The sequence below is a fragment of the Pacificoceanicola onchidii genome (genome assembly GCF_004804335.1).
GTDB lineage: Bacteria > Pseudomonadota > Alphaproteobacteria > Rhodobacterales > Rhodobacteraceae > Pacificoceanicola > Pacificoceanicola onchidii.
Window position 1 is genome coordinate 317301 of record NZ_SRXY01000004.1, and the last position, 23113, is coordinate 340413.

The following is a 23113-nucleotide window of genomic DNA, read 5'->3' on the forward strand; positions in this document are numbered from 1 at the left end:
AATCAATGAATCCGCACGAAGGTGGCGGAAGGAGAGCTCCCTTGAATTATACTCAATTGGTCGAAGTTATGCGCCGTCTTGCACTCGAAGCCGGTGACAAGATCATGGAAATCTACAACTCCGACGACTTCGAAGTGAAAGTAAAATCCGACGCCAGCCCGGTCACCGAAGCCGACGAAGCGGCGGATGCGCTGATCTCTGCTGGCCTGCGCGCGGCCTTCCCCGACGTGGCGCTCGTGACCGAGGAACAGGCCGACAGCCACGATCTTGAGGCGATGACCTTCCTGATCGTCGATCCGCTGGACGGAACCAAGGAGTTCATCAACCGCCGCGGCGATTTCACCGTGAACATCGCGCTGGTCGAAGACGGCATTCCGACACGCGGCGTTGTCTATGCCCCCGCGCGCGATCGGATGTTCTTTACCAATGCCACCGGCAAGTCGCTGGAAGAGGTCGGCCCATTCAGCCCGGACACCATCGGTGAGACAAAGGCAATCCAGGTTTCCGATCCGGACAACGGCGCCTTGATGGTTGTTGCATCGAAATCCCACCGGGATCAGGCAACGGACGACTACATCAACAAATATGCGGTCAAGGACATGAAGAGCGCCGGATCGTCGCTCAAGTTCTGCCTCGTCGCGACCGGCGAAGCCGACATCTATCCGCGCGTTGGCCGCACGATGGAATGGGACACGGCCGCTGGCCACGCTGTTCTGAACGGCGCGGGCGGTCAGGTTGTGCGTTTCGACGATCACTCGCCACTAGCCTACGGTAAGGCCGGTTTTGCAAACCCGTTCTTCATCGCCTATGCGCCCGGCGTGGACCTGAAAGAAGCCTGAGGTGGAGGCGCGGTCCGTCAGCGTCATCGTGGTCAGCCGCAAGCGGCCACAGGCGCTGACCCGCTGTCTCCTGGGATTGTCCCAGCTCGACTATCCCCTGTTTGAAGTCGTGGTGGTGGCCTGTCCGGACGGCATCAAGGCCGCCTCCGAAACCCCGCAGGCCGACCAGATCAAATTCGTCCCCTTTGACGAGGCCAATATCTCGACTGCGCGCAATGCCGGGATAGCACAGGCTGCGGGCGAGATCGTCGCTTTCATCGACGACGACGCCGTGCCAGAGCCGCTCTGGCTTCAACATCTCATTGCACCCTTTGACCAAGACGACGTAGCCGCCGCAGGGGGGTATGTCATTGGCCGAAATGGAATTTCCTTTCAGTGGAAAGCCCGAACCATTGATGAGACCGGCGAATGCCACGATCACGATCTGGACAGCGACGCTCCTGTTGTTCTGACACCTGAACCCGGCACGGCGATCAAGACCGAAGGCACGAATATGGCCGTTCGGCGTGACGTTCTGGCCCGGATTGGCGGGTTTGATCCCGGTTTCCGGTTTTACCTTGATGAAACAGATCTGAACGTTCGCCTTGCGCAACGCGGGTTCAAAACAGCGCTTGTCCCGTTGGCGCAGGTCCATCACGGGTTCGCGGAGAGCGCAAGACGCGCCAACGACCGCACGCCCCGCGACTTGACGGAAATCGGGGCCTCCAAGATGGTGTTTCTGCGCAAACACGCTCCGGAGAAAACATGGAAAAGCGCTTGGTCTGGGTTCGTGAAGGCGCAACGACAGCGCCTCGTGCGTCTGATGCAGCGCGGCCCGCTCGGGGCAGATGACGTTGCGCGCCTGATCCGAGGATTGAAACGGGGCGCCAAGGCGGCCAAGGACCGCCCCATCGCAGAGCTGCCGCCACTTGAAGATACCGCGACCGTGCCGTTTCATCAGTTCTCGGGCCGCCCCGATGCGCCTCGTGTCGTTTTGAGTGGACGCATTTGGAACGCAGGCAAGTTGCGCAGAGCGGCTCGGGAACAAGTGCAATCCGGCGCAATCGTCAGCCTTTACCTGTTCTCACCGACCACGCGCTTTCACCGGGTGCATTTTTCAAACGCCGGCGTCTGGGAGCAACGGGGCGGGCTTTTCGGACGCAGCAACCGCGATGCGCCCCTGTTTCGCTTCTGGCGGTTCTCCAGACGGAAAGCTGCGGAAGTCGCGCGCTCCAAACCCGTGCGTGGGCAATGAAGAAACAAAATGCTTCAGAATTGACCAAGTTTTGCGCGAAGAGTCGCTAATACCAGCGCTTTGCCATAGGATAGCCACATCGCAGCTATAGTGCTTATGCAGCATCTATGTCATAAGCCATCCAACCTTTTAGATTCAGGAGCTGTTTTAATGCGTAAAAAGGTGACGAAAGCGATTTTCCCGGTAGCAGGCATGGGGACACGTTTTCTTCCGGCCACGAAGTCCGTTCCCAAGGAAATCATGACGCTCGTGGATCGCCCGCTTGTCCAATACGCAATCGACGAGGCGCGCGCCGCTGGGATCAAGGAATTCATTTTTGTCACCTCCCGCGGCAAAGGCGCCCTTGAAGACTACTTCGATCACGCCCCTCAGCTTGAGCAGGAACTGCGCAAGAAGGGCAAGGATCAGCTTCTGGAAACCCTCAAGAACACCAACATGGACTCTGGCGAAATCGCCTATATCCGCCAGCACAAGGCGCTTGGCCTTGGTCATGCGGTCTGGTGCGCGCGCCGTCTTGTCCACAACGAACCTTTTGCCGTGATGCTGCCTGACGATGTCATCGCCGCCGAAAAGCCCTGCCTGCAGCAGATGGTTGAAGCCTACGAGGAAACCGGCGGCAGCATGGTCGCCGCGATGGAAGTCCCGGCCGAGAAAACCTCGTCCTACGGTATTCTGGACGTCAAGGAAGACATGGGCTCCATGGTTTCTGTCGGCGACATGGTGGAAAAGCCGCCTGTTGGTGAGGCACCGTCGAACCTTGCTGTGATTGGTCGTTACATCCTGTCCCCGAACATTTTCCGCCATCTCAACAGGCTCAAGACAGGCGCGGGCGGCGAGATCCAGCTAACCGATGCCATCGCAGAAGAGCTCAAGCCGGAAGGCGACGGCGTCTATGGCTACCGTTTCCGCGGACAGCGCTTTGACTGCGGCTCGAAAGCGGGCTTCCTGCAGGCCACCGTGGCCTTCGGCCTTGCACGCGACGACCTGCGCGGAGATCTGGAAAACTATCTTCAGGAAATCATGGCAGCCAAGAAGGCCGCGGAATAAACCACGTGACTCATGTTCTTGTAACGGGCGGCGCGGGCTACATTGGTAGCCACGCATGCAAGGCCTTGAAGCAGGCCGGTTTCACACCGGTGACCTATGACAACCTTGCCACGGGCTGGGAGGACGCCGTCAAGTTCGGACCGTTTGAACGGGGCGACCTGACAAACCGCGCCCGGCTCGACGAGGTGTTCGCCACCTATCAGCCTGTTGCCGTCATGCATTTCGCGGCGCTCAGCCAAGTGGGCGAAGCCATGGCCAAGCCCGGTCTCTACTGGCGCAACAACGTCGAAGGCTCGCTGACCCTGATCGAAGCCACCGTCGCCGCCGGTGTCATGGATTTCGTCTTTTCCTCCACCTGCGCCACCTATGGCGAACACGACAACGTGGTTTTGGATGAAAACACCGTTCAATTGCCGCTTAATGCCTACGGCGCATCGAAGCGTGCGGTTGAGGACATTCTGCGCGACTTCGAAGCCGCGCATGGACTGCGCAGTGTCATTTTCCGCTATTTCAACGTGGCGGGCGGCGATCCGGACGGTGAAGTGGGCGAGCATCACCGCCCCGAAACTCATCTGATCCCCGTCATGCTCGAGGCCATCGACGGCAAGCGCCCGGCCCTGACCATCCACGGCACGGACTATGACACGCCAGACGGCACCTGCATCCGGGATTATGTCCATGTCTGTGATCTGGTCGATGCGCATGTCAGCGGGTTGAAGTGGTTGCAGGATGGCAAAGGCAGCCGGGTTTTCAACCTCGGCACGGGCAAAGGCTTTTCGGTCCGTGAAGTGGTCGATGCATCGCGCAACGTGACCAATCGTGAAGTGCCCTTTACCGAAGGACCGCGGCGCGCCGGTGATGCGACCAAGCTTGTCTCAGGGTCCACTCGCGCAGAAACCGAACTCGGCTGGACACCGCACCGCTCCACCATGCAGACTATGATCCGCGATGCATGGCAGTGGCACCTGAATGGGCACTACGAGAAATAACCCACCCGCCGCACGGCTTCTGGATCTGACGCGGCTGACCCGGCGTGCGGGACGGCCCATGACGGGTGTGGATCGGGTCGAAAAAGCCTATCTCGATTACCTTCTGATCGAGACCGTCCCTCTTTACGGATTGGTTCGCAGCGCTTTTGGCTACCTGCTTCTGGATCAAACCGGTTGTGCCCAGTTTGCTGCCGCTCTGGACAGCGGTGACTTTGGCGAGGCGGACAGCCTGTCCAAGCTGAAGCCAGGGCTTGACCCAAACCGCGCTGCGGCCGAGACCTTTCTGCGCCGCATCTGCGTAACCCGCTGCCTGCCCTTTCGGCTTGGCAAAATGCTGAAACAGGCGCTCCCGGACGGTGCTCATTATCTGAACGTCGGGCATTCCAATCTGACAGATCGCGTTGTTGCTGCAATCCGGCGCGTACCGGATGCTCAGATCGCCGTGATGGTGCATGACACCATCCCCTTGGATTTCCCGCAGTACCAACGCCCGGAGACGGCAGAACAGTTCGGTCATTTCCTGGCGCGGGTTTCGGACTGCGCAGATGTTCTTATCTGCAATTCAGAGCAAACCAAGGCAGACGTGCAAGAACACATTCCGCAGGCGCGAGCGGACTACGTCACTGCGCACTTGGGCGTGCCTTTGCCCGAGCTCGACACCGCTCCTGCCGGGCCGTGGCAGGGGCATCCCTATTTCCTTTGCATCGGCACGATAGAGCCGCGCAAGAACCATGGGTTACTCCTGGATCTTTGGAAAGACGTGCCAGATGCGCACCTGATCCTCTGCGGCCAACGCGGCTGGCGCAATGCGGATGTGTTCGACCGTCTCGATCAAAAACCTGCGCGTGTGCATGAACTTCCAAATCTCACGGATCCAGAGCTTTTCGCCCTGCTGGCGGACTCGAACGGCCTGCTCTTCCCCAGCCATGCGGAAGGCTATGGTCTTCCACCGATCGAGGCTACCGCGCTCGGAGTGCCGGTGCTTTGCAACACGCTCCCTGTCTATCGGGAAGTGCTGGGAGATATTCCCGTTTACGCAAGTTGTTCAGATCGCTATCTTTGGCTGCAAGAAATCAAGGCGATGGCGGCAAAAGATCCAGAGGAACACGGCAGCAACACAAGCGCAAATGCGCAATGGTCACCCCCCGGTTGGGAGGCGCACTTCAAGACCGTGTTAACGATGATCTGATAGCCGAGAGCGAGCAAACGTCACATAGCTGACGATTCAAGGGGCATGAGTTGGGCGCTTGGCGGTCATATAGACTGAGATTGCAGCGAAAGCGGTGGCGCATTCGCGCCTTCCGAAAGCGTCGCGAACTGAACCCCGTGACCAACCGCACAGATCGTATAAAGCCTTCTGATATTTTTGTTTTTTGCACGCAGAGAAACGAAGGCATCCGGCTTCCCTACTTTCTGAAATACTACCGCGAAATGGGCGTGAACCATTTCTTTTTCGTCGACAATGACAGTGATGATGGCTCGCTCAACTACCTGTCGCAACAAGAGGATGTCTCTGTCTGGTCCACGCGCGGCAGTTACAAAAGATCCCGCTTTGGCGTGGATTGGATGAACTGGCTGTTGATGAAATACGGGCACGGGCATTGGTGCCTCACCGTTGATCCGGACGAGTTCTTTTTGTTCCCGTTCTGCGACACGCGTTCCATGCGCGCCCTGACCGATTGGCTGGATGCTTCATCGATCAAGTCTTTCTCGGCGATGCTGCTGGACATGTACCCCAAAGGGCGGATCGATCAGCACCCTTACATGCCCGGGCAAAACCCGCTTGAGATCGCATCATGGTTTGACGCCGGAAATTACTCGATCACCAAGAACCCGAAATTCGGCAATCTGTGGATTCAGGGCGGACCCCGCGCCCGTGTTTTCTTTGCCGACAAACCGGAGCTTGCCCCGGCGTTGAACAAGATCCCCTTGGTCAAATGGGATCGCCGCTATGCCTATGTCTCGTCCACGCACAACCTTTTGCCGCGCGGGTTGAACCTTGTTTACGACGAATGGGGTGGCGAGAAAGCGAGCGGGATCCTCCTTCACACGAAGTTTCTCGACACGTTCACCGCAAAGGCGGAGGAAGAGTTGACCCGGAGCCAGCACTACGGCGCGTCGCGCGAGTATCTGGCTTACGCGGACGGGATCAAGGACAACCCGGAACTGTGGTGCAAGTGGTCCGAGAAATACATCAACTGGCGACAGCTTGAGATACTCGGCCTCATGTCAAAAGGGAACTGGGCATGAGCGTCGGGATTGTCATGCTCGTCCACACGGCGCTTGACCGAGCGTCCCAAGTTGCGCGGCATTGGTCCCGAGGCGGCTGCCCGGTGGTGCTGCATGTCGACAGGATGGTTCCGAAGCAGCAATACGACAGGCTGGTCCGCTCCCTCGCGGACTTGCCGGATGTGCGTTTCTCAACGCGGCATCGCTGTGAATGGGGCACGTGGGGGCTTGTGGCCGCAAGTCAGGATGCCGCCGAGCTGATGCTCAAGTCCTTCGATCATGTGCGGCATGTTTATCTGTCTTCCGGCTCCTGCCTGCCGCTGAGGCCTGTGCATGAACTGTGCCAATACCTCGCAGAACGGCCCCGCACCGATTTCATCGAAAGCGCGACAACCGCAGACGTGCCCTGGACCGTCGGCGGTCTGGATGAGGAGCGCTTTACCCTCCGGTTCCCGTTTTCCTGGCGCAAAAACCGGTACCTGTTCGACAAGTTCGTCGATCTGCAGCGGGCCGTCGGGTTTAAACGGCAGATCCCGGAAAGCATAGTGCCACATATGGGCTCGCAATGGTGGTGTCTGACGCGTCAGACGCTGTCGGCTATCCTTCAAGATCCCGCGCGGCCCACCTATGATGCCTACTTCCGGCGGGTTTGGATACCGGATGAAAGCTACTTCCAAACACTGGCGCGGCTCTATTCGACCCAGATCGAAAGCCGCTCCCTGACGCTGTCGAAATTCGACTTTCAGGGAAAACCTCACATCTTCTACGACGATCATTTGCAGCTTCTGCGGCGCTCTGATTGCTTTGTCGCGCGCAAAATCTGGCCCCATGCGGACCGCCTCTACGCGACTTTTCTCACGGACCCCGAAGGGGCTCTGTCCCGGCAAGAACCAAATCCGGGCAAGATCGACCGCATCTTTGCCAAGGCTGTTGAGCGCCGAACCCGTGGTCGCCCCGGCTTGTTCATGCAAAGCCGCTATCCGCATCTCGGCTGGGAAAACGGTATGACCTCCGGGAAATACTCCGTGTTCCAAGGGTTTGCCGAGCTGTTTCAGGATTTCGCCCCTTGGCTCAGCCGCGCAACCGGGGCGCAAGTCCACGGCCATCTGTTTGCGCCGGAACGCGCCGAGTTTGCTAACGGGCAGACCGTGATCAACGGCGCGCTCTCCGACAACGCCAAACTGCGGGACACAAACCCCAAGGCCTTCCTGACGAACATGCTTTGGAACACGCGCGGGGAGCATCAGTGCTTTCAGTATGGCCCGCGCGACAACCCCAAGATCAACTGGCACATGGCCCGCGATCCAAACGCACAGATCAGCGTCATCTCTGGCGCATGGGCTGTGCCGCTTTTCAAGTCCAACGCCAACTTCGCGGAGCTGCGCACCGAAGCTGCCCGGCTTCAGAAGATCGAGAGCAAGATGCTCGACGAGTTGCGCAGTCCGGACGTCAAAGCGCGCGTGCGGGTCTGGTCCATGGCGGAGTTCATCGAAGCCCCGATGGAACCTTTGCAGGTTTTGATCGACGAAATCGGTCAAAAACCGCAACGTCGTTTGGCCGAAGCACCGCGATTGGAAGACTTGGCGGGCTTTGGCCAGTTCCTGCAAAACCTGAAGAACCAGGGGATGCACCCCTATCTGATGGGCGATTTCCCGGTGGACCCGGCCATTCATCATGGGCAAGAAGAGACCCGCAAACCCTACCTCGTGAAGAAATAGAGCGCTGATGTCCGACCGTTTCGACTGCTTCGTTGTCTTTGCCGAAATGCGGACCGGTTCCAATTTTCTCGAGGCGAACCTGAACGCCTTTGACGGGCTGACCTGCCATGGCGAGGCGTTCAATCCCCACTTCATCGGCTACCCGAAGTCCGACGACATCCTTGGTGTGACACAGGAGGAGCGCGATCACACACCGCTGCATTTGCTGGACGCCATCCGGAATGAAACCCCGGACGGGTTGGGCGGGTTTCGCTATTTTCACGACCATGACCCGCGCGTTCTGGAAACTCTGCTGACGGACACCCGAATTGCAAAGATCATCCTGACCCGCAATCCCGCCGACAGCTACATATCCAAGAAGATTGCGCAGGCGACCGGGCAGTGGAAGCTGACCAACGTCAAAAGGCGCAAGGACGGGAAGGCGGTTTTTGATCCAGCCGATTTTGAAGAGCATCTTGCGGAGCTTCAAAGCTTTCAGATTACTTTGATGAAAGCTTTGCAAACCACGGCCCAGACGGCGTTTTACGTAGATTATGACGATCTACAGGACGTCGATGTGATGAACGGTCTGGCCCAATGGCTGGGGGTGACGGACCGGCTGGAGAGCCTGAACACCGCGCTCAAGAGGCAGAACCCGCAGCCCGCTTCCGAGAAGGTCGAAAACTTCGATCAAATGGCTGAGACGCTTGCGCGTATGGATCGCTTCAACCTCTCCCGTACACCGAATTTCGAACCACGGCGCGGGCCTGTTGTTCCATCTTATGTGGCCGGGGCCAAGACTCCGCTGATTTACATGCCGGTTCGGTCCGGGCCCGAGGCCGCCGTCACGCAATGGCTATGTGCGCTCGATGGCGTGGGCGAGGACAAGCTCGAGAGGAAATTCACCCAAGGCAGCTTGCGCAACTGGAAACGCGAGCGCCCCGGCCATCGCAGTTTCACGGTTGTGCGCCATCCGCTCGCCCGCGCGCACGAGGCGTTTTGCACAAAGATCCTTACCACTCGAAAAGGCAGCTTTGCTGGCATCCGCAAAACCCTGCGGCGCGCGCACAATATGCCGATCCCGGAAGGCGAGCCTGACAGCGATTATAATGCCGCCGCGCACCGTGTCGCTTTCACTGCTTGGCTCGCCTGGGTCAAAGCCAACCTCTCCGGCCAGACCGCTGTCCGGATCGACGGCCATTGGGCCACGCAAGCACAGTGCATTCAGGGCATGGCGGAGTTCACCTTGCCCGACATGATCGTGCGCGAAGACGAGATGGAAGGCTACCTGCCCGCCCTCGCAATGCAGGTCGGGCACCCTTCGCCTTCCGATCCCGTGCCGGTGCCAAATGCCGCGCCGTACTCACTCGCCGAGATTTACGACGACCAGATCGAGGCGCTCGCCCGTGAAGCCTACATGCGTGATTACGTCATGTTCGGCTTCGAGGACTGGGCCTAGCGCGTCACCTCTCTGAACTTGGGCCCCTCGAAAATGCGCTTCGGGTTGCCGCGTTCCAATTGATGATGCAGCCAATGCGCCGTCCCCTGTGCTGAAGCCTGCCTCTCTGCCTGATCTGCGGCCAGCAAGGCTTGCAACCGTTCCAACGCGAGGCGACGGTTTTGGTGCTGCGAACGCTGGTCGCGAACCACAACGCTGTATCCACGCCACTGGGCGCGAATGGCGCTCGAGGTTTTGTTCTGATGCTGTCCACCCGGCCCGCCAGCCCGGATTGCCTGCATCTCAACCTCCCTGATGTCGATGACCTCCGTCTGCGCCACCTTTGGCAGGCGGTGCACCTGAACAAACCAGTTCTTTCGCTTGTGTCTTGGACGTAAAGAACTGACGCACCGCCATAAAATGACGCCTTCCCATGCCCGCGCCACACGGTCCGCATCGCTTCCGGTCAGGCAAACAATTGCAGAAACCGGCCCGTGCCGAGCGTCCCTGCAAACCAGATCCAAGGTCTCGGCTTTCGTGTCAGCCTGAATGCGTCCCAGGACATGCGCAACAGCCTGGCGGCACTCGCCCGGTCCATTGCCGCTACTGATTAGGAGTGTCACGCTCATGACTGCCCCTCCTTGCGCGTGCATTTGAAGGTGATGCGGGGCTTGAGCGTGGCAATGCGCGCCGCGAGGCCTGCGTCTTCGAGGTCGGCTGCCACCGATGTCACGTCCTTGTACGCCGCGCCTGCCTCCTCGATCATCAAATCCCGATTTTCGCAGATCACCCGCCCGCCCTGCGCCGTGCGCTCCATGGCTGCAAGCCCGCTGCGGTTTAGCTTGATACGGCCGTGCATCGACGCGCGATCATACTTGCGCCCGGCTCCGTGAGAAACGGACCACAGCGCATCGGGTGTCGCGGTTTCCCTGACCTTCAACAGAAAACTCGGCGCTTCGCGCGAACCAGCCAAAGGCGCAAGCCCATGATCTGGCGCCGCTGCGCCTTTGCGGTGAAGCCAAAGCCCGTCCACCTCCTCCAGATGATTGTGCGGTGCATCGCAGATCAGCGCCGCGTCAGAACTCAATGCCTCTGCCGCGCGTTCAGCGATCAACAGCCGGTTCACATTGGCCCAATGCTGGGCCGCATCGTGAAGCTCGCGGTAATCCAATGCGGCCGCACTGCCCGGATCAAACCCTTCCTTCCAAGGCTCATCAACGGCGTTATAGACACGCGCGCCATGACCACGCGAGCCCGTGTGGACCAACAGGCAAAGCGCGCCCTTTGCAATGGGACTGCCCGCCTCGGACGCCGTGACTTCCAGCACTTCGCAGAAGTGATTTCCGCCACCGATTGTGCCAAGCCCATCGGGCCGAGCGAGCCCATTGGCCACCAATGCGTCCTGCACCAGATCCTCGGGAAGCGGCTCCTGCAAAACACGCAACCGGCGCGCGGCCTTGTCCAGTTTCAAGCGACGCGGCGACAGATCCAGCGCAAACAAAGCCATGCCGCAGCCGATGTCAGGGCCGATCAACTGCGGGTAAAGGCGATCTGCAAGAAACGCCGCACCAACCGGGCCGTGGCGGCCGGGGTGCAGGTCGGGAAACGCAGCGATGTGCTTCATGCCCGGCCAGTTGGAGACATGGGTGAGTTGGTCTTCGGCGCGACCTTCGATCCACGCCGTTTGAGAATAGAACTTGCTGACGGTCGCCGCATGCGCGACGCCGCCCTGATGGGAATTGCCCATGAACCTGTCTTTCATACAAAGACGGCAGCCCGGTCAGGGGCTGCAAACAGGATCGTCAGGTTGGGTAGAAAGATGCCGACGCGCGGCTCAGCCCCGCAAACGATCCGAGGAAAGCGATATCAGATGAATCTGTGTCATGTGGTGCCCTCCTCTGTCGCGGGTGCATGGTAGGCGGGGCTGATAGATCGGACCGTGATTCGAACAAAGGGGCCGCAGAACGGCCCCATTCAAAACGTTGCAATCAGGCAACAGTGTGTCACGCGGCTTTCATTGCCTCAAACTCGGTTACGATCGTATAGAGCGTCGCTGCGTCTGGATTGGAACGCAGCTTGGAGCACAGTTCCGTGTCACGCAAAGTGCGTGACACAAGCGCCAGGGCTTTAAGATGTTCAACGCCGGCGTCCTCGGGCGCAAAAAGCGCAAAGACAAGATCAACCGGCTGGCGATCCACCGCTTCGAAATCAATTGGTGATTCCAAGAGGATGAAAACGCCCGTCACGCTTTCCAGGCCGGCGATGCGCGCATGGGGCAAAGCAACGCCATGCCCCACGCCTGTCGGTCCAAGAGATTCGCGCTCCATCAAAGCCTCGACGGTCACACCAGCGGACAAACCGTGAGCCGATGCCGCGAGATCCGCAACATCATGCATCAACCGCTTCTTGCTGGAGGCCGCACTGACGACTTTCACAGCATCAGGTTTGAGAAGATCTACAAATTTCATGCTCTAGCCTGCGTACCCGACCATCGTTTGCGTTTGATTAACGAGCGCGATCACAACTTACGGATCAATCCATCCAATGTTGCCATCTTCGCGCCGGTAAACGACGTTCAAGCCATCCTTTTTCTCGTTTCGGAAGACCAAGACGGGAGCCCCGGCCAATTCCATTTGCATCACAGCTTCGCCAACCGAAAGCGATGGAATCTTTGTCTCCATCTCAGCCACGATGATCGGCTGAAGCGTTTCCGGCTCTTCGGCGTCGCCTGCAGAGTCGGATGCGAGGATATAAGAGGATGCTCCGAGAAGTTCAACGGGTTCCGTGCGGTCCTTGTGGTGGTCCTTCAGGCGGCGTTTGTAGCGGCGCAGCTGTTTGTCCATCTTTTCCACGCAATCATCGAAGGCTGCGTAAATCTCGGTCGCATGGGCTTTGGCCGACGCGTTCAGACCAGTGGAAAGGTGCACCACGGCTTCGCACACATATTCATGTGCACTCTTGGAGAAGATGACATTCGCGTCGGTGGGTCTTTGCGAATACTTTTCCAAGGCTGACCCCAGCTCGTTTTTCACGTGCGTTTGCAGGGCTTCGCCAATGTCGATGTGCTTTCCCGTAATCTGATAGCGCATGATCAGTCCTTTTTTTTGTTGTCACCGGCACACAGGAACACAGGGCGCGGGCGCCCGGAACTCTGCATACTGATCAGGGAAGACAGCCGGCCGCTGCGGCTTGAGCGAAACAACCCTCAAAATCGAAGGCTCCCTCGTTTTGCCATTGAGCGGAACGGCGTGTCATAGGATCATTTGAGTAGAGAAAGACGGCGGCGTCAATCGAAACCGGACCGCGCCGGGCGGAAAACACCTAGAATTCACGCGGAGCGGAACTCACCCCATACGAAAGCTGTCACCTAGGTAAACCCGCCTGACGTTTTCGTTCTGAACCACCTCTTCCGGCGTGCCGGACATCAGAACCTTGCCGTCGTGCAGGATATATGCGCGATCGACGATCTCAAGCGTCTCGCGGACATTGTGGTCTGTTATCAGAACGCCAATCCCACGTTTCTTCAGATCCGCCACCAGATGGCGGATGTCACCGACGCTGATCGGATCGACCCCGGCGAACGGCTCATCAAGCAGGAGATACTTCGGGTTTGCCGCCAGGCAGCGGGCGATCTCGACCCTGCGGCGCTCCCCGCCGGACAGGGCCAGCGCCGGCGCGCGGCGCAGATGCTCGATTGAAAACTCGCCCAGCAGTTCTTCGAGCCTTTCCCGCCGCCGGTGGCGGTCCTTCTCGGCAATATCCAGAACCGAGCCGATGTTGTCCTCAACGCTCAGCCCTCGGAAGATCGACATTTCCTGTGGCAGGTACCCGATACCAAGCCGCGCGCGGCGGTACATGGGCAGGAAAGTCGCATCGCGTCCGTCGATCATCACCTGCCCCGCGTCTGGGTTGACCAGACCGGCAATGGCATAAAACGATGTTGTCTTGCCGGAACCGTTCGGGCCAAGCAGAGCAACCACTTCGCCACGATCGAGTTTCAACGTCACATCGCGGATCACCACCTTCTTGCGGTAGCTTTTGCGCAAATGATCCACGCGCAGGCCGCTTGAGCCTTCCGTAACTGTCAGTTCGGGGCGGCTCATTCGTTAGCGCCGCCCTGCTGCAATACGGTGCGGACGCGGCCCGTCATGCGCGCTGATCCTGAATCCAGATTGACCACCATACGCTCCGACGTCAGCGCATTTGGCCCTTGGGTCAACAGGACATTGCCGGACATGGTGACGTTGCCACCTTCGATGTCGTAGTCCGCCCGATCCGCTTCTGCGGCCTCTTCGCCGCTGACCAGCGTGACACCGCCCGTCGCTTCAAGGCGGTCGATCCGCCCCTGGCTTTCGGAATACACCACCAGAACCCGAGGCGCCGCGAGGCGCATGTCACCCTGAACAATCAAAACGTTGCCGGTGTAGAGCGCGGTGCCATCGTTCTGATTGATGGAAAGCGAGTCCGCTGTAACCTCAACAGGCGCATTTGTGTCCTGTTGAAGCGATCCAAATCGGACACTTGTGCCCTGCTGAGCTTCTGCAAGAACTGGAAGACCTGCGAGAAGCAGGACGGCAAAAAGACGTTGGAACATGTGGCAGCACTTTCTCAATCTTGCGGGCTGTATACCAGTTTTACGCCATCCGTGAATAGCAGTTGCACATCGCCGCTGTCCGGCAGCGGTTCGATGCGCATTTTGCCAGCTTCCAGCGTTCCAAGCGGCCCGCTTCCGGATACAGGCCCACCGCTTTCCGCTTCGATCCGGTCCACGGCCGCACCGAGCGTTTCGGTCACCAGAGTGTATCCAGTCGAACTTTCGATCCGGACACCGCCCTCGAGCTCCGCCCATTGATCGCTTTCGCGAACGGTCGCTGTTTCTGCCTTAAGTGCAATCTCATTGCCATTTGGCATCCGAACCCGCGCCGCGAGGTTCTGGGCGCGAATGACGCCATTCCCTTCCGGGCTGGCAGTGCTCGCTGTGATGGTCAGCGTATCGCCGTTTTCCGTGGTGCCCGCATAATACGGCGCGCTGACTTGCTCCCGGTTGACGCCATCCCCGGCTACGCCACCGGTAAAGGGTACGTCCAGAACCTGCTCTGCGCTGCGCGACAACAAAAAGAGTGTCGACAGCAGCACTAGCGCGATCAAGGGGAGCAAAATCTTGAGCCAGGAAATAACCCGAGAATAAAGACCATCGGCCCGAGCCATCACGCACACACCCTTTTGTCAGGCATGGGCAAAGATGTCCGTATCCGGCCATCCCTCAAGATCCAGCCGCGCGCGTGTGGGCAGGAAGTCATAGCAGCTTTGGGCAAGCTCCATACGACCTTCCCGCTCAAGCATCTCGTTCAGAGCGAGCCTCAAACGGTGCAGGTACAGGACGTCGGACGCGGCATAGTCCTTCTGGGCCTTGGTCAGTTTTTGCGCGCCCCAATCGCTGGATTGCTGCTGCTTTGAGATATCGACGCTCAGAAGTTCCTGCGTCAGGGATTTGAGCCCGTGCCGATCTGTATAGGTCCTGACCAATCGGCTCGCGATCTTCGTGCAATACACAGGCGCCGCCAGCGCGCCAAAGGCATGATACATTGCGGCGATGTCAAAACGTCCGTAGTGAAACAGCTTCAAAACGGAGGCATCGGTCAGGATGCGCGCAAGGTTTGGCGCCTCGGTCTGTCCTTTGGCAATCTGGACAAGATGCGCATTGCCATCCCCGCCAGAAAGCTGAACGACGCAGAGACGGTCGCGGTGAGGATTGAGACCCATGGTTTCGCAATCGATCGCCACCATCTTGCCAAGGTCGAGCCCGTCCGGCAAATCGCGCTGATACACATGGTTCGCCATAATTGCCCTTCAACTCGTCAGCTTTGATCTGCTGGACATACGCCCCGCAAGCCAACCATGCAACTCCTGCACCCACGTCAAACACGCCACATTCTCGACACGAGTTCGGGGATTGCGGCTCAAGTTCACGGGATTCGGGCGGAAATGCGGCGAGGCTTGGACTCGATTCGGGCCGACCTGCTCACGCATGACCGCAGTCTGTAACATTTCGTGAGCGCTTTTACTCTCCTTGAGAGTGTTGCCTTGAAACTCGCGCGAACCCACGAAATGGCTTTCGCCACTGACCTTCTTTGGTGAAGGCCGGGGCGAAATGCTCTTCCAACAAACAAAACGTTGGATTTCGATTGTTTCCAAATTTGCGCGCCCCAGGTCTGCAACGCAAAAACCAAGCGGCAGGAATAGAAACGATCTGAGCGAATGCCCAAAACTGTCCCTGAATTTTGCCACTTTTTTAGGCACCTCGTTCGCCATTGTTGCTCACTCAAATCAAACTAGGAGCGAGCTTTCCTCAGTTTCAGGGGCGATCTGGAGTACCGAAAGCCTCGGAAAATCCTTGAACGTTCAGGGCGACTTAGAGGGTCTCCGCGCAAGAAACACAGTCAATCAGGCAATGGCCCTCGGGCGCCATTCAATCATAGGATGTATAAAAATCTAGCAGTTGACGGAATGTGGCCACAAAAGGCATAACCTCAATGTCGATCAAATATGACGAAATTTTGCTCGGCTTTGTAAATTAAGGCACTGGGGGTTGGTGCTCCAATTTGGGAGTGACGGTAAGTCTGCTGACACTGTTCCGGGCAAAGGCTCGGCAACGTAAACGGAAAACCAAGAGTGGATTGAGGTGCCGCAAGGCAACGTCCATCCTTTGAATTCCAGCGATCAGATTTGCCCCTTCCCATAGAAGAGTGACTTTTGGGAGGTCGATTTGACTTTGCATCTTCGCCAGCCGATGCCGACGGCAAAAATTGAAGCGCTGATTGATGAAGCGTTGCTGTCCAAGCCCCGGTCTCCCTTGTACCGCGACTTCTTCAAGCGTGTCTTCGACACGACACTGGTCCTCCTCGCGGCCCTGCCTGTGCTTCTCGTCCTTTTGCCCGTGGCAGCGCTTGTTGCGCTTGACGGTGCATCCCCGCTTTACTTCCAGAAGCGCGTTGGCCGGAACGGTCGCATCTTCTACATGTGGAAGCTGCGCTCGATGGTCCCGAACGCCCATGCTCTTCTGCAGGCGCATCTTGATGCGAACCCGGTTGCCCGCGCAGAATGGGCGCGTGATCAGAAGCTCAAGAACGATCCGCGCATCACCCGTATTGGCCGGTTCATTCGCAAGACGTCGCTTGATGAGTTGCCGCAACTCGTCAACGTTCTGCTTGGCGACATGTCCCTCGTTGGCCCGCGCCCGATGATGGTCGAGCAGCAAGAACTGTATCCGGGCAGCGCCTACTACGCTCTGCGCCCCGGCATCACCGGCTTCTGGCAGATTTCCGTGCGCAATGAATCGAGCTTCGCCGAACGTGCCAAGTTCGACACCAAATACCTTCGCAAGATTTCCCTCAAGACCGACATTGCCGTGATGCTGCGCACCGTCAAAGTCGTCCTGAAAGGAACCGGTTGCTGATCTCTCTCTACGTTTCTCTCACCGTAGAATGAAAACCCTGCCAAACGGCAGGGTTTTTCATTTGCCCAGACCTATTCCACGGTAGCCGTCATGCACTGACGACCATCCGAACCTCGCACCCACATATCTCCTCCGTTGCGGCAGAAGCTGGCTTCTTCAAAGTGCATCAATGGAGCTGTGGCGCGGAACCGAAACCTGTGGATCGGTGCAGAACGCGTGGCCAAGAGCATGAGTTTCTGCGCCAGCAGGGGGCCGTGAACAACCAACCCGGCGTATCCCTCCACCTCTTTTGAATACGCCAGGTCATAGTGGATGCGATGGCCGTTGAACGTGAGCGCCGAGTAGCGAAAGAGCAGGGTCGTGTCGAAAGCACTATCAACCCGCTCCTCCTCATCGCGCCGCGCTTCAGGTGCTGCGGGCTTTGGGGCGTTCGGATCCGGGTCTTCGCGATAGACCAAATCCTGCATTTCGGTCACGCACAGCCCGCCTGCCTGCCGAATTTCATGCCGCAGGGTAACAAACCCCAACGGCCCCGTACGCCCTTCTTTCTTCACCACGCTTTCGACGGAACTCACCTTTTCCGCCGCCACCCCGGCGCGCAGTGGCGCATGAAACGTCAAAGCGCCTCCTGCCCACATGCGGCGTGGCAAACCAAGACTTGGGAACAGACCTTGCCCTACCGCAGGATGGCCATCCCGCCCCAACGCTTCGGACGGCTGCGGATCCCAAAAGTAAATCTGGTGGAAAAACGGCGGGAGCGTGCTGCCGACATTGATGTTCGGATCCAACCCGAGTGCCGCCTGCAAAGCCCGCGCACGGGCCGGGTCCAGAGGATCGATTTGACGGTGTTCGGAAACGGGCGCATCCTGCATGGGTCACTCCTTTTGCAAAGGGTTATTCCAGTGCAGCCTTGCGCCGTCCAGTCTCTCGACCATCTCGTGCTCACGGTGGCCAGCATCACGCGCACTTGCACCTTTTATGAAACGATCCTGGGGATGCGGGCCGAGCGGTTCACCGTTGCCGACGGCAGCACTAGAACCGCGCTCAAATACGGTCAGCAGAAAATCAATCTGCATGAGGCCGGTAATGAGTTTGATCCCAAGAGCGCCTTCCCGACACCCGGATCAGCCGACCTGTGCTTCCTGTCCGACACCCCGATTGAAGACTGGGTCGCCCAACTGAATGCGAACGAGGTTGTCATCGAAGAAGGCCCGGTTCCGCGCACAGGGGCAACGACGGCGCTCCTATCGATCTACATCCGGGATCCGGACAACAACCTGATCGAGATATCCAATCCGATCTGAGGTCAGCCAGCCTGCATCCGCAGCACTTCCAGGCGCAACTCGTCCATGAGCGCGTCCAGCTGTTTGGCTGAGCGGGCGTTGATCAAGAGACCCTTTTCGTCCCATTGATCTGCGGTGTTCGCGATCATGACCTCGGGTCCGGTCAATAGCCGGGGACGAAATGGGGTGAGGGCCAGACGCGCCATGCTTTGCGCGCGCTCACCACCGGCGCGGCCAGCCGCTGCTGAAACAAGTGCCACAGGTTTATTGAGCCACGGATTTTCATCGGTCACGCTGATCCAATCGAGCGCGTTTTTCAGAACACCGCTGATCCCCTTGTTATATTCCGGGGTCGAAACCACGACGGCATCCGCGCGGGCGATCTGGTCCCGCAGCGTTTGCACCACGGCCGGGATACCTTCGGCCTCCTTGAGATCGGCATCAAAAAGCGGAAAGCGGATGTCGGCAAAGACAAACGCATCCGTGCCGAACCGCCGCGCCGCTTCGCGCACCAGAAAGCTGTTGGTCGATGCACGCCGCAGAGAGCCGCTAATGCCCACAAGGCTCATCTTTTTCATGCACTGTTCCTTTTGCCGTTTTGCAAACCCTACAACGCAAAGACGCCACGGCAAGCCGCAGCGTCTTTTCATTTGTCACACTGTCAGGCGGATCAGGCGTTTGGCAGGATCACGATCTCGACCCGGCGGTTCTGTGCCTTGCCTTCCGGGGTCAGGTTGGAAGCGACCGGCTGGTCTTCGCCTCGGCCAATCACAGCGATCCGGCCACCGGAGACACCTTCCGAGATCAGCACGTTGGCAACGGACTGCGCCCGGCGCTGAGACAGGTTCTGGTTATAGGCGGCGTCGCCGTCGCTGTCGGTGTGGCCGATGACCTGCACCGTGGTGTTCGGATAGGCCAGAAGGCTCGCGCCAACGTCGCGCAGATCGGCGACCAGTGTCGGACGCAGATCAGCGCTGTCCGTCGCAAAGAGGATGTCCTGCGGCATGGTCACGATCAGGCGGTCGCCGGTGTTACGGATATCGACATTGTTACCCAACTGCTGACGCAGTTCGGCTTCCTGCTTGTCGAGCTGGTTGCCAATGGCGGCCCCGGCGGCGGCCCCGACAAGCGCGCCAGCGACGGTGGCGCGGTTGCGCTCACCTTTGTCACTGCCACCTGCAAGACGGCCGGTGATGGCGCCAAGGCCCGCGCCGATCAGCGCACCTTGCTTGGCCTGACGGTTAGGATCGTTCTCATCGAAAAGCGGGCCGGTGGTGCAGGCGCTCAGGCCAAACGATACCACAACGGCAAGAAGAATCGGGGTGTTTGCCCGGATCATGGAGGAGCCTCATATGTTATTTGCCCCGCATTATTGGGGGTCATGCTGCTTGATATACAATAACATCGGGCCGGGACGCACTTTTGTCACGGGGAAATCGGCAAAGCTCCGCGCATTGGGGTCAAACTTCGTCGCGAGCCGCCTCCCAGGCGAGGATCGCGCGCTTGACGGGAATGCCCCAGTGATAGCCCCCCAAACCGCCAGACTTGCGCAACGCACGGTGGCAGGGGATCAGGTAACTTATGGGGTTGCGCCCCACGGCTGTGCCAACGGCCCGAACCGCCTTGGGGTGTTCGATGGATTGCGCAATTTCCGAATAGGTCGTCACGTGGCCAGACGGCACGCGCAAAAGCGCTTCCCAAACCTTGATCTGAAACGGCGCGCCGATGAGGAATAGCGGCAAAGGCCCGTCCTGTTTGACCCCGAAGGCACGCAGCACCCACGGACGCAGACGCATGACATCTTCGGTGTAGCGCGCCTTGGGCCAGCGGCCGACAAGGTCTTCCATCGCCTCTTCCGCCGTGCACTCCCCGGCAAAGCCGATGCCACAAATCCCCTTCTCTGTGCCCATGACCAATGCCGGTCCAAAGGGGCTTTCAAACCATCCCCAGAATATCTCGAGGCCTTCACCACCGCGGGCGTAATCCCCGGGACTCATGGCCTCCCAGCGCAGAAACAGATCGTGCAAGCGGCCGCCTCCGGAGAGCCCGGCTTCATGGGCTGCATCCAGCGTGGTGAACTTCTGCTGAAGCAGGCGCTTCGCGTGGCTGAGCGTCAGGTATTGCTGATACCGTTTCGGCGACACACCGGCCCATTTGCTGAACAAGCGCTGAAAATGCGCCGGGCTCATGCCGATCTCCGCCGCAAGATCATCAAGCGACGCCTGTGGGCCAAGCGAATCCACTGCGTCAATCGCGCGACGCATCACCTGATAGTGGTAAGACGGGGCGTCATCTTTGGGCATGGCTCTCTCCTTTGAAAGCCAATCTACCGGAATATGCCGCCCCTGCGACCCGCTTCTTGCGCTTTGTCAGCCGCGTTTCCGCCGCCGCACAACAACAAGCCCGGCCAATCCTGCGAGAAGCAATGGCAGCCCGGCCGGAAGCGGCACTTCGGCGGTGGTGTAGTAGAAGTTGCGATAGAAGCTGGTCCGCGAGTTTCCGTCTTCGCTCGGTCCGGTATTGGGATCGAAATAGTTGAACCACGGCACATAACCCGCACCACCCGCATCATAGGTTCCACTGGCCGTTACGGCGAACGTCACGACAAACGGGACTGTGCCATCCACCTCACTGACGGCGAAGATGTTCGGGCTGAGAATCCCGACCGTCGTCGGATCAATCCAATTGGAGCCGCCGCTGACAATGGTCGCCACCGCGCGGGTAAATACATCGCCAGCGTCAATGGATGTCATGCCCTCGTAAACGATTGTCGCGCCCGACATGGACGCGAGGCTCATCGCTTCGCCCAGTTCATCGATTGCGCCGTCCATCGCGAGTTCGAGATCTTCGAACCCCCACCACAGCTGATCCCATTCTGATGGGTCAAAGCCGGAGTATGTCCAAGTGGCGGTTCCGGTGTTTGGTCCAGAGCTGCTGAACGGGTTGTCAGAACCCGAGAAACTGGTTCCACCCGGTGCCGGGTAGCCCGCCAACGTCGCGGCTTGCGCCGCAGACCCGATCGTCAGCGCGCAAACAGTGGCAATGGTTGCTGCAATACCTCTCATGCAAGAGTCCCCCTTTAACAAATTTTTGAATGCACCCAGCTTAACATAAAACCTTGGACAATTGCCTTTGGGCCTTGCTCCATTTTGTGTCAGAAAATTTCACCTACCTGAATCTATTGAAAAATTTACCGAATCCAGGTCAGGCTTGCCCCTCTTTCGATTGCGCGTCATACCCCTTTCATGGCCAAACAGCTCGATTATCATACCATCCGCGAGATTTTCACCCGGTTTCGGGAATCCGAACCCGAGCCCAAGGGCGAGTTGAATCACGTCAATGTCTACACTCTCCTCGTGGCGGTTGCCCTGTCCGCGCAGGCAACGGATGCCGGGGTCAATCGGGCGACGGAGAAGCTGTTTCAGATCGCGGATACGCCAGAAAAAATGCTCGCCCTTGGCGAAGAAGGCGTGATTGAACACATCAAGACCATCGGTCTGTTTCGCAACAAGGCCAAGAACGTCATCAAGCTGTCCCGGATTCTCGTCGAGCAATACGGTTCCGAAGTCCCCTGTTCCCGTGCCGCGCTGGAATCGCTTCCCGGTGTTGGGCGGAAGACGGCGAACGTGGTGCTGAACATGTGGTGGCACTACCCGGCCCAGGCCGTCGACACGCATATTTTCCGCGTCGGGAACCGCAGCGGCATCTGCCCTGGCAAGGACGTGGTCGCGGTTGAGCGCGCAATCGAGGACCACATCCCCGTCGATTTCCAGCAGCATGCACACCACTGGCTGATCCTGCATGGACGGTATATCTGCGTCGCCAGAAAACCGAAATGCAAGGCATGTCTGATCAAGGACCTCTGCCAGTTCGAGGAAAAAACCGAATGAGCAAGAAGTATAAGGTCATTGGCATCGGCAACGCCGTTGTCGACGTCATCAGCCGCGCCGAGGACACGTTCCTTGACCTGATGGGGATCGAAAAGGGCATCATGCAACTGGTCGAACAGGAACGCGGCCAGACGCTCTATGCCGCGATGGAAGACAGGGTTCAAACGCCGGGCGGCTCAGTGGCCAACACGATCGCAGGGATTGGCACCTTGGGCCTGTCCACTGCCTTTATCGGGCGCGTGCATGACGATGCGCTTGGCCGTTTTTATGCGGACGCCATGACCAAGGAAGGCATTGATTTTGTAAATGCCCCGGTGCCGGGCGGCGAGTTGCCCACGTCCCGCAGCATGATCTTTGTCTCGCCCGATGGCGAGCGCTCGATGAACACCTATCTCGGGATTTCATCTGAGCTTGGCCCCGATGACGTAAGCGAAGAGGTGACCGGGGAGGCGGAGATTGTCTTTCTCGAAGGCTATCTCTTTGACAAACCCAAAGGCAAAGAGGCGTTTCTCAGGGCGGCGCGGACCTGCCGCGCGGCAGGCGGCAAGGCGGGCATAGCCATTTCCGATCCGTTCTGCGTCGAGCGCCACCGCGACGATTTCCTGACGCTGATCGAAAACGAGATGGATTTTGTCATCGGCAACGAGGCCGAGATCCGCTCGCTGTATCAAAACGACGATCTCGATGCGGATCTCAAGGCCGTCTCCGCGATCTGCCCTCTGGTGGTCTGCACCCGATCCGGCGACGGCGTCACCATCATCCGCGATGGCGTTCAGACGAACATCCCTGTTGAGAAGGTTATCCCGGTTGATGCCACCGGCGCAGGGGATCAATTTGCCGCCGGCTTCCTGTTTGGGCTTGCGTCGGGCGTGAACATGGAAACGGCAGGGCGCATGGGATGCACCGCTGCCGCAGAGGTTATCAGCCACATCGGCCCGCGCCCGGAAGCCAACATGCAGGCGCTCTTCCGGCAGAAAGGCCTGATCTAGAACCACATTTACGATCTATTCA

At 58.8% G+C, this 23113-nt stretch carries 26 protein-coding genes; 12 read left to right on the plus strand and 14 right to left on the minus strand.

The features are described from left to right. The first annotated feature begins 41 nt into the window (after positions 1-41). From cysQ to E4662_RS12885, 8 genes are all read left to right on the plus strand, one after another. Positions 42-839 carry a 3'(2'),5'-bisphosphate nucleotidase CysQ gene (gene cysQ / locus E4662_RS12850; RefSeq protein WP_136441977.1) on the plus strand — a complete coding sequence of 266 codons (798 nt, stop codon included), beginning with the start codon at positions 42-44 and terminating at the stop codon, positions 837-839. A gap of 1 nt (position 840) precedes the next feature. Then, the gene (locus tag E4662_RS12855) at positions 841-2073 is read left to right on the plus strand and encodes a glycosyltransferase family 2 protein (RefSeq protein WP_136441978.1); all 1233 of its coding nucleotides are present in this window, start codon (positions 841-843) and stop codon (positions 2071-2073) included. A gap of 150 nt (positions 2074-2223) precedes the next feature. Further along, positions 2224-3120, plus strand: coding sequence for a UTP--glucose-1-phosphate uridylyltransferase GalU (galU, locus tag E4662_RS12860; protein ID WP_136441979.1), 897 nt, complete (start codon positions 2224-2226; stop codon positions 3118-3120). A gap of 5 nt (positions 3121-3125) precedes the next feature. Beyond that, positions 3126-4109: a UDP-glucose 4-epimerase GalE gene (gene galE / locus E4662_RS12865; RefSeq protein ID WP_136441980.1), complete on the plus strand. Its 984-nt coding sequence runs from the start codon at positions 3126-3128 to the stop codon at positions 4107-4109. After that, positions 4090-5298: a glycosyltransferase family 4 protein gene (locus tag E4662_RS12870; RefSeq protein WP_136441981.1), complete on the plus strand. Its 1209-nt coding sequence runs from the start codon at positions 4090-4092 to the stop codon at positions 5296-5298. Before galE ends, E4662_RS12870 begins: the two co-directional genes overlap by 20 nt. A gap of 74 nt (positions 5299-5372) precedes the next feature. After that, the gene (locus tag E4662_RS12875) at positions 5373-6359 is read left to right on the plus strand and encodes a glycosyltransferase family 2 protein (RefSeq protein ID WP_206080293.1); all 987 of its coding nucleotides are present in this window, start codon (positions 5373-5375) and stop codon (positions 6357-6359) included. Further along, positions 6356-8056, plus strand: a complete 1701-nt coding sequence (locus tag E4662_RS12880) for a DUF5927 domain-containing protein (RefSeq protein WP_136441983.1) — start codon at positions 6356-6358, stop codon at positions 8054-8056. The genes E4662_RS12875 and E4662_RS12880 overlap by 4 nt, the downstream gene beginning before the upstream one ends. Before the next feature lie 7 nt (positions 8057-8063). After that, positions 8064-9494 (plus strand): sulfotransferase family 2 domain-containing protein, encoded by a 1431-nt coding sequence (locus E4662_RS12885; protein ID WP_136441984.1) that lies wholly within the window; start codon positions 8064-8066, stop codon positions 9492-9494. On the opposite strand, the gene prfH is transcribed toward E4662_RS12885, so the two are convergent. The 9 genes from prfH to E4662_RS12930 all read right to left on the minus strand — a co-directional run bounded on the left by prfH (position 9491) and on the right by E4662_RS12930 (position 15785). Further along, the gene (prfH, locus tag E4662_RS12890) at positions 9491-10102 is read right to left on the minus strand and encodes a peptide chain release factor H (protein ID WP_136441985.1); all 612 of its coding nucleotides are present in this window, start codon (positions 10100-10102) and stop codon (positions 9491-9493) included. The genes E4662_RS12885 and prfH overlap by 4 nt on opposite strands. Beyond that, a complete protein-coding gene (locus E4662_RS12895; RefSeq protein ID WP_136441986.1) occupies positions 10099-11220 on the minus strand; it encodes an RNA ligase RtcB family protein in 1122 nt (373 codons plus the stop codon). Before E4662_RS12895 ends, prfH begins: the two co-directional genes overlap by 4 nt. 256 nt (positions 11221-11476) lie before the next feature. Further along, positions 11477-11941, minus strand: a complete 465-nt coding sequence (locus tag E4662_RS12900; RefSeq protein ID WP_136441987.1) for a PTS sugar transporter subunit IIA — start codon at positions 11939-11941, stop codon at positions 11477-11479. 57 nt (positions 11942-11998) lie between these two features. Beyond that, positions 11999-12562: a ribosome hibernation-promoting factor, HPF/YfiA family gene (gene hpf / locus E4662_RS12905; RefSeq protein WP_136441988.1), complete on the minus strand. Its 564-nt coding sequence runs from the start codon at positions 12560-12562 to the stop codon at positions 11999-12001. A gap of 255 nt (positions 12563-12817) precedes the next feature. Next, the gene (gene lptB, locus E4662_RS12910; RefSeq protein WP_136441989.1) at positions 12818-13576 is read right to left on the minus strand and encodes an LPS export ABC transporter ATP-binding protein; all 759 of its coding nucleotides are present in this window, start codon (positions 13574-13576) and stop codon (positions 12818-12820) included. Continuing rightward, positions 13573-14067, minus strand: a complete 495-nt coding sequence (lptA, locus tag E4662_RS12915) for a lipopolysaccharide transport periplasmic protein LptA (protein WP_136441990.1) — start codon at positions 14065-14067, stop codon at positions 13573-13575. The genes lptB and lptA overlap by 4 nt, the downstream gene beginning before the upstream one ends. Before the next feature lie 14 nt (positions 14068-14081). Then, a complete protein-coding gene (gene lptC / locus E4662_RS12920) occupies positions 14082-14681 on the minus strand; it encodes an LPS export ABC transporter periplasmic protein LptC (RefSeq protein ID WP_136441991.1) in 600 nt (199 codons plus the stop codon). An 18-nt stretch (positions 14682-14699) separates the two neighbouring features. After that, entirely contained in the window at positions 14700-15314 is a 615-nt protein-coding gene (locus E4662_RS12925) for a ribonuclease D (protein WP_136441992.1), read from the minus strand. Positions 15315-15323: 9 nt separating this feature from the next. Continuing rightward, the gene (locus E4662_RS12930) at positions 15324-15785 is read right to left on the minus strand and encodes a hypothetical protein (RefSeq protein WP_136441993.1); all 462 of its coding nucleotides are present in this window, start codon (positions 15783-15785) and stop codon (positions 15324-15326) included. A gap of 454 nt (positions 15786-16239) precedes the next feature. On the opposite strand from E4662_RS12930, the gene E4662_RS12935 reads away from it, so the two are divergent. Beyond that, positions 16240-16929, plus strand: a complete 690-nt coding sequence (locus E4662_RS12935) for a sugar transferase (protein WP_136441994.1) — start codon at positions 16240-16242, stop codon at positions 16927-16929. 71 nt (positions 16930-17000) lie between these two features. Here E4662_RS12935 and E4662_RS12940 read toward each other — a convergent pair whose 3' ends face one another. Further along, entirely contained in the window at positions 17001-17801 is an 801-nt protein-coding gene (locus tag E4662_RS12940; RefSeq protein ID WP_136441995.1) for an HTD2 family dehydratase, read from the minus strand. Positions 17802-17831: 30 nt separating this feature from the next. Here E4662_RS12940 and E4662_RS12945 point away from each other — a divergent pair, with 30 nt between their 5' ends. Then, a complete protein-coding gene (locus E4662_RS12945; RefSeq protein WP_136441996.1) occupies positions 17832-18233 on the plus strand; it encodes a VOC family protein in 402 nt (133 codons plus the stop codon). 2 nt (positions 18234-18235) lie between these two features. Here E4662_RS12945 and E4662_RS12950 read toward each other — a convergent pair whose 3' ends face one another. From E4662_RS12950 to E4662_RS12965, 4 genes are all read right to left on the minus strand, one after another. Next, positions 18236-18790 (minus strand): NADPH-dependent FMN reductase, encoded by a 555-nt coding sequence (locus E4662_RS12950; RefSeq protein WP_136441997.1) that lies wholly within the window; start codon positions 18788-18790, stop codon positions 18236-18238. Positions 18791-18882: 92 nt separating this feature from the next. Then, positions 18883-19551: a YiaD family glycine zipper/OmpA-like lipoprotein gene (locus tag E4662_RS12955; RefSeq protein WP_136441998.1), complete on the minus strand. Its 669-nt coding sequence runs from the start codon at positions 19549-19551 to the stop codon at positions 18883-18885. Positions 19552-19672: 121 nt separating this feature from the next. Then, on the minus strand, positions 19673-20515 hold the full coding sequence (locus E4662_RS12960; protein WP_136441999.1) for a methylated-DNA--[protein]-cysteine S-methyltransferase: 843 nt from the start codon (positions 20513-20515) through the stop codon (positions 19673-19675). A gap of 66 nt (positions 20516-20581) precedes the next feature. Continuing rightward, positions 20582-21277, minus strand: coding sequence for a VPLPA-CTERM sorting domain-containing protein (locus tag E4662_RS12965; protein WP_136442000.1), 696 nt, complete (start codon positions 21275-21277; stop codon positions 20582-20584). Between the two features lie 180 nt (positions 21278-21457). On the opposite strand from E4662_RS12965, the gene nth reads away from it, so the two are divergent. Then, positions 21458-22102, plus strand: coding sequence for an endonuclease III (gene nth / locus E4662_RS12970; RefSeq protein ID WP_136442001.1), 645 nt, complete (start codon positions 21458-21460; stop codon positions 22100-22102). Next, the gene (locus tag E4662_RS12975; protein ID WP_136442002.1) at positions 22099-23091 is read left to right on the plus strand and encodes an adenosine kinase; all 993 of its coding nucleotides are present in this window, start codon (positions 22099-22101) and stop codon (positions 23089-23091) included. Before nth ends, E4662_RS12975 begins: the two co-directional genes overlap by 4 nt. The last annotated feature ends 22 nt before the right edge of the window (positions 23092-23113 follow it).

Coding starts and splice junctions, on each gene's coding strand:
- galU (WP_136441979.1), top strand. CDS start 2,224: ATGCGTAAAAAGGTGACGAAAGCGATTTTCCCGGTAGCAGGCATGGGG.
- E4662_RS12870 (WP_136441981.1), top strand. CDS start 4,090: ATGGGCACTACGAGAAATAACCCACCCGCCGCACGGCTTCTGGATCTG.
- E4662_RS12880 (WP_136441983.1), top strand. CDS start 6,356: ATGAGCGTCGGGATTGTCATGCTCGTCCACACGGCGCTTGACCGAGCG.
- E4662_RS12885 (WP_136441984.1), top strand. CDS start 8,064: ATGTCCGACCGTTTCGACTGCTTCGTTGTCTTTGCCGAAATGCGGACC.
- prfH (WP_136441985.1), bottom strand. CDS start 10,102: ATGAGCGTGACACTCCTAATCAGTAGCGGCAATGGACCGGGCGAGTGC.
- E4662_RS12895 (WP_136441986.1), bottom strand. CDS start 11,220: ATGGGCAATTCCCATCAGGGCGGCGTCGCGCATGCGGCGACCGTCAGC.
- E4662_RS12900 (WP_136441987.1), bottom strand. CDS start 11,941: ATGAAATTTGTAGATCTTCTCAAACCTGATGCTGTGAAAGTCGTCAGT.
- hpf (WP_136441988.1), bottom strand. CDS start 12,562: ATGCGCTATCAGATTACGGGAAAGCACATCGACATTGGCGAAGCCCTG.
- lptB (WP_136441989.1), bottom strand. CDS start 13,576: ATGAGCCGCCCCGAACTGACAGTTACGGAAGGCTCAAGCGGCCTGCGC.
- lptA (WP_136441990.1), bottom strand. CDS start 14,067: ATGTTCCAACGTCTTTTTGCCGTCCTGCTTCTCGCAGGTCTTCCAGTT.
- lptC (WP_136441991.1), bottom strand. CDS start 14,681: ATGGCTCGGGCCGATGGTCTTTATTCTCGGGTTATTTCCTGGCTCAAG.
- E4662_RS12925 (WP_136441992.1), bottom strand. CDS start 15,314: ATGGCGAACCATGTGTATCAGCGCGATTTGCCGGACGGGCTCGACCTT.
- E4662_RS12930 (WP_136441993.1), bottom strand. CDS start 15,785: ATGGCGAACGAGGTGCCTAAAAAAGTGGCAAAATTCAGGGACAGTTTT.
- E4662_RS12940 (WP_136441995.1), bottom strand. CDS start 17,801: ATGCAGGATGCGCCCGTTTCCGAACACCGTCAAATCGATCCTCTGGAC.
- E4662_RS12950 (WP_136441997.1), bottom strand. CDS start 18,790: ATGAAAAAGATGAGCCTTGTGGGCATTAGCGGCTCTCTGCGGCGTGCA.
- E4662_RS12955 (WP_136441998.1), bottom strand. CDS start 19,551: ATGATCCGGGCAAACACCCCGATTCTTCTTGCCGTTGTGGTATCGTTT.
- E4662_RS12960 (WP_136441999.1), bottom strand. CDS start 20,515: ATGCCCAAAGATGACGCCCCGTCTTACCACTATCAGGTGATGCGTCGC.
- E4662_RS12965 (WP_136442000.1), bottom strand. CDS start 21,277: ATGAGAGGTATTGCAGCAACCATTGCCACTGTTTGCGCGCTGACGATC.
- nth (WP_136442001.1), top strand. CDS start 21,458: ATGGCCAAACAGCTCGATTATCATACCATCCGCGAGATTTTCACCCGG.
- E4662_RS12975 (WP_136442002.1), top strand. CDS start 22,099: ATGAGCAAGAAGTATAAGGTCATTGGCATCGGCAACGCCGTTGTCGAC.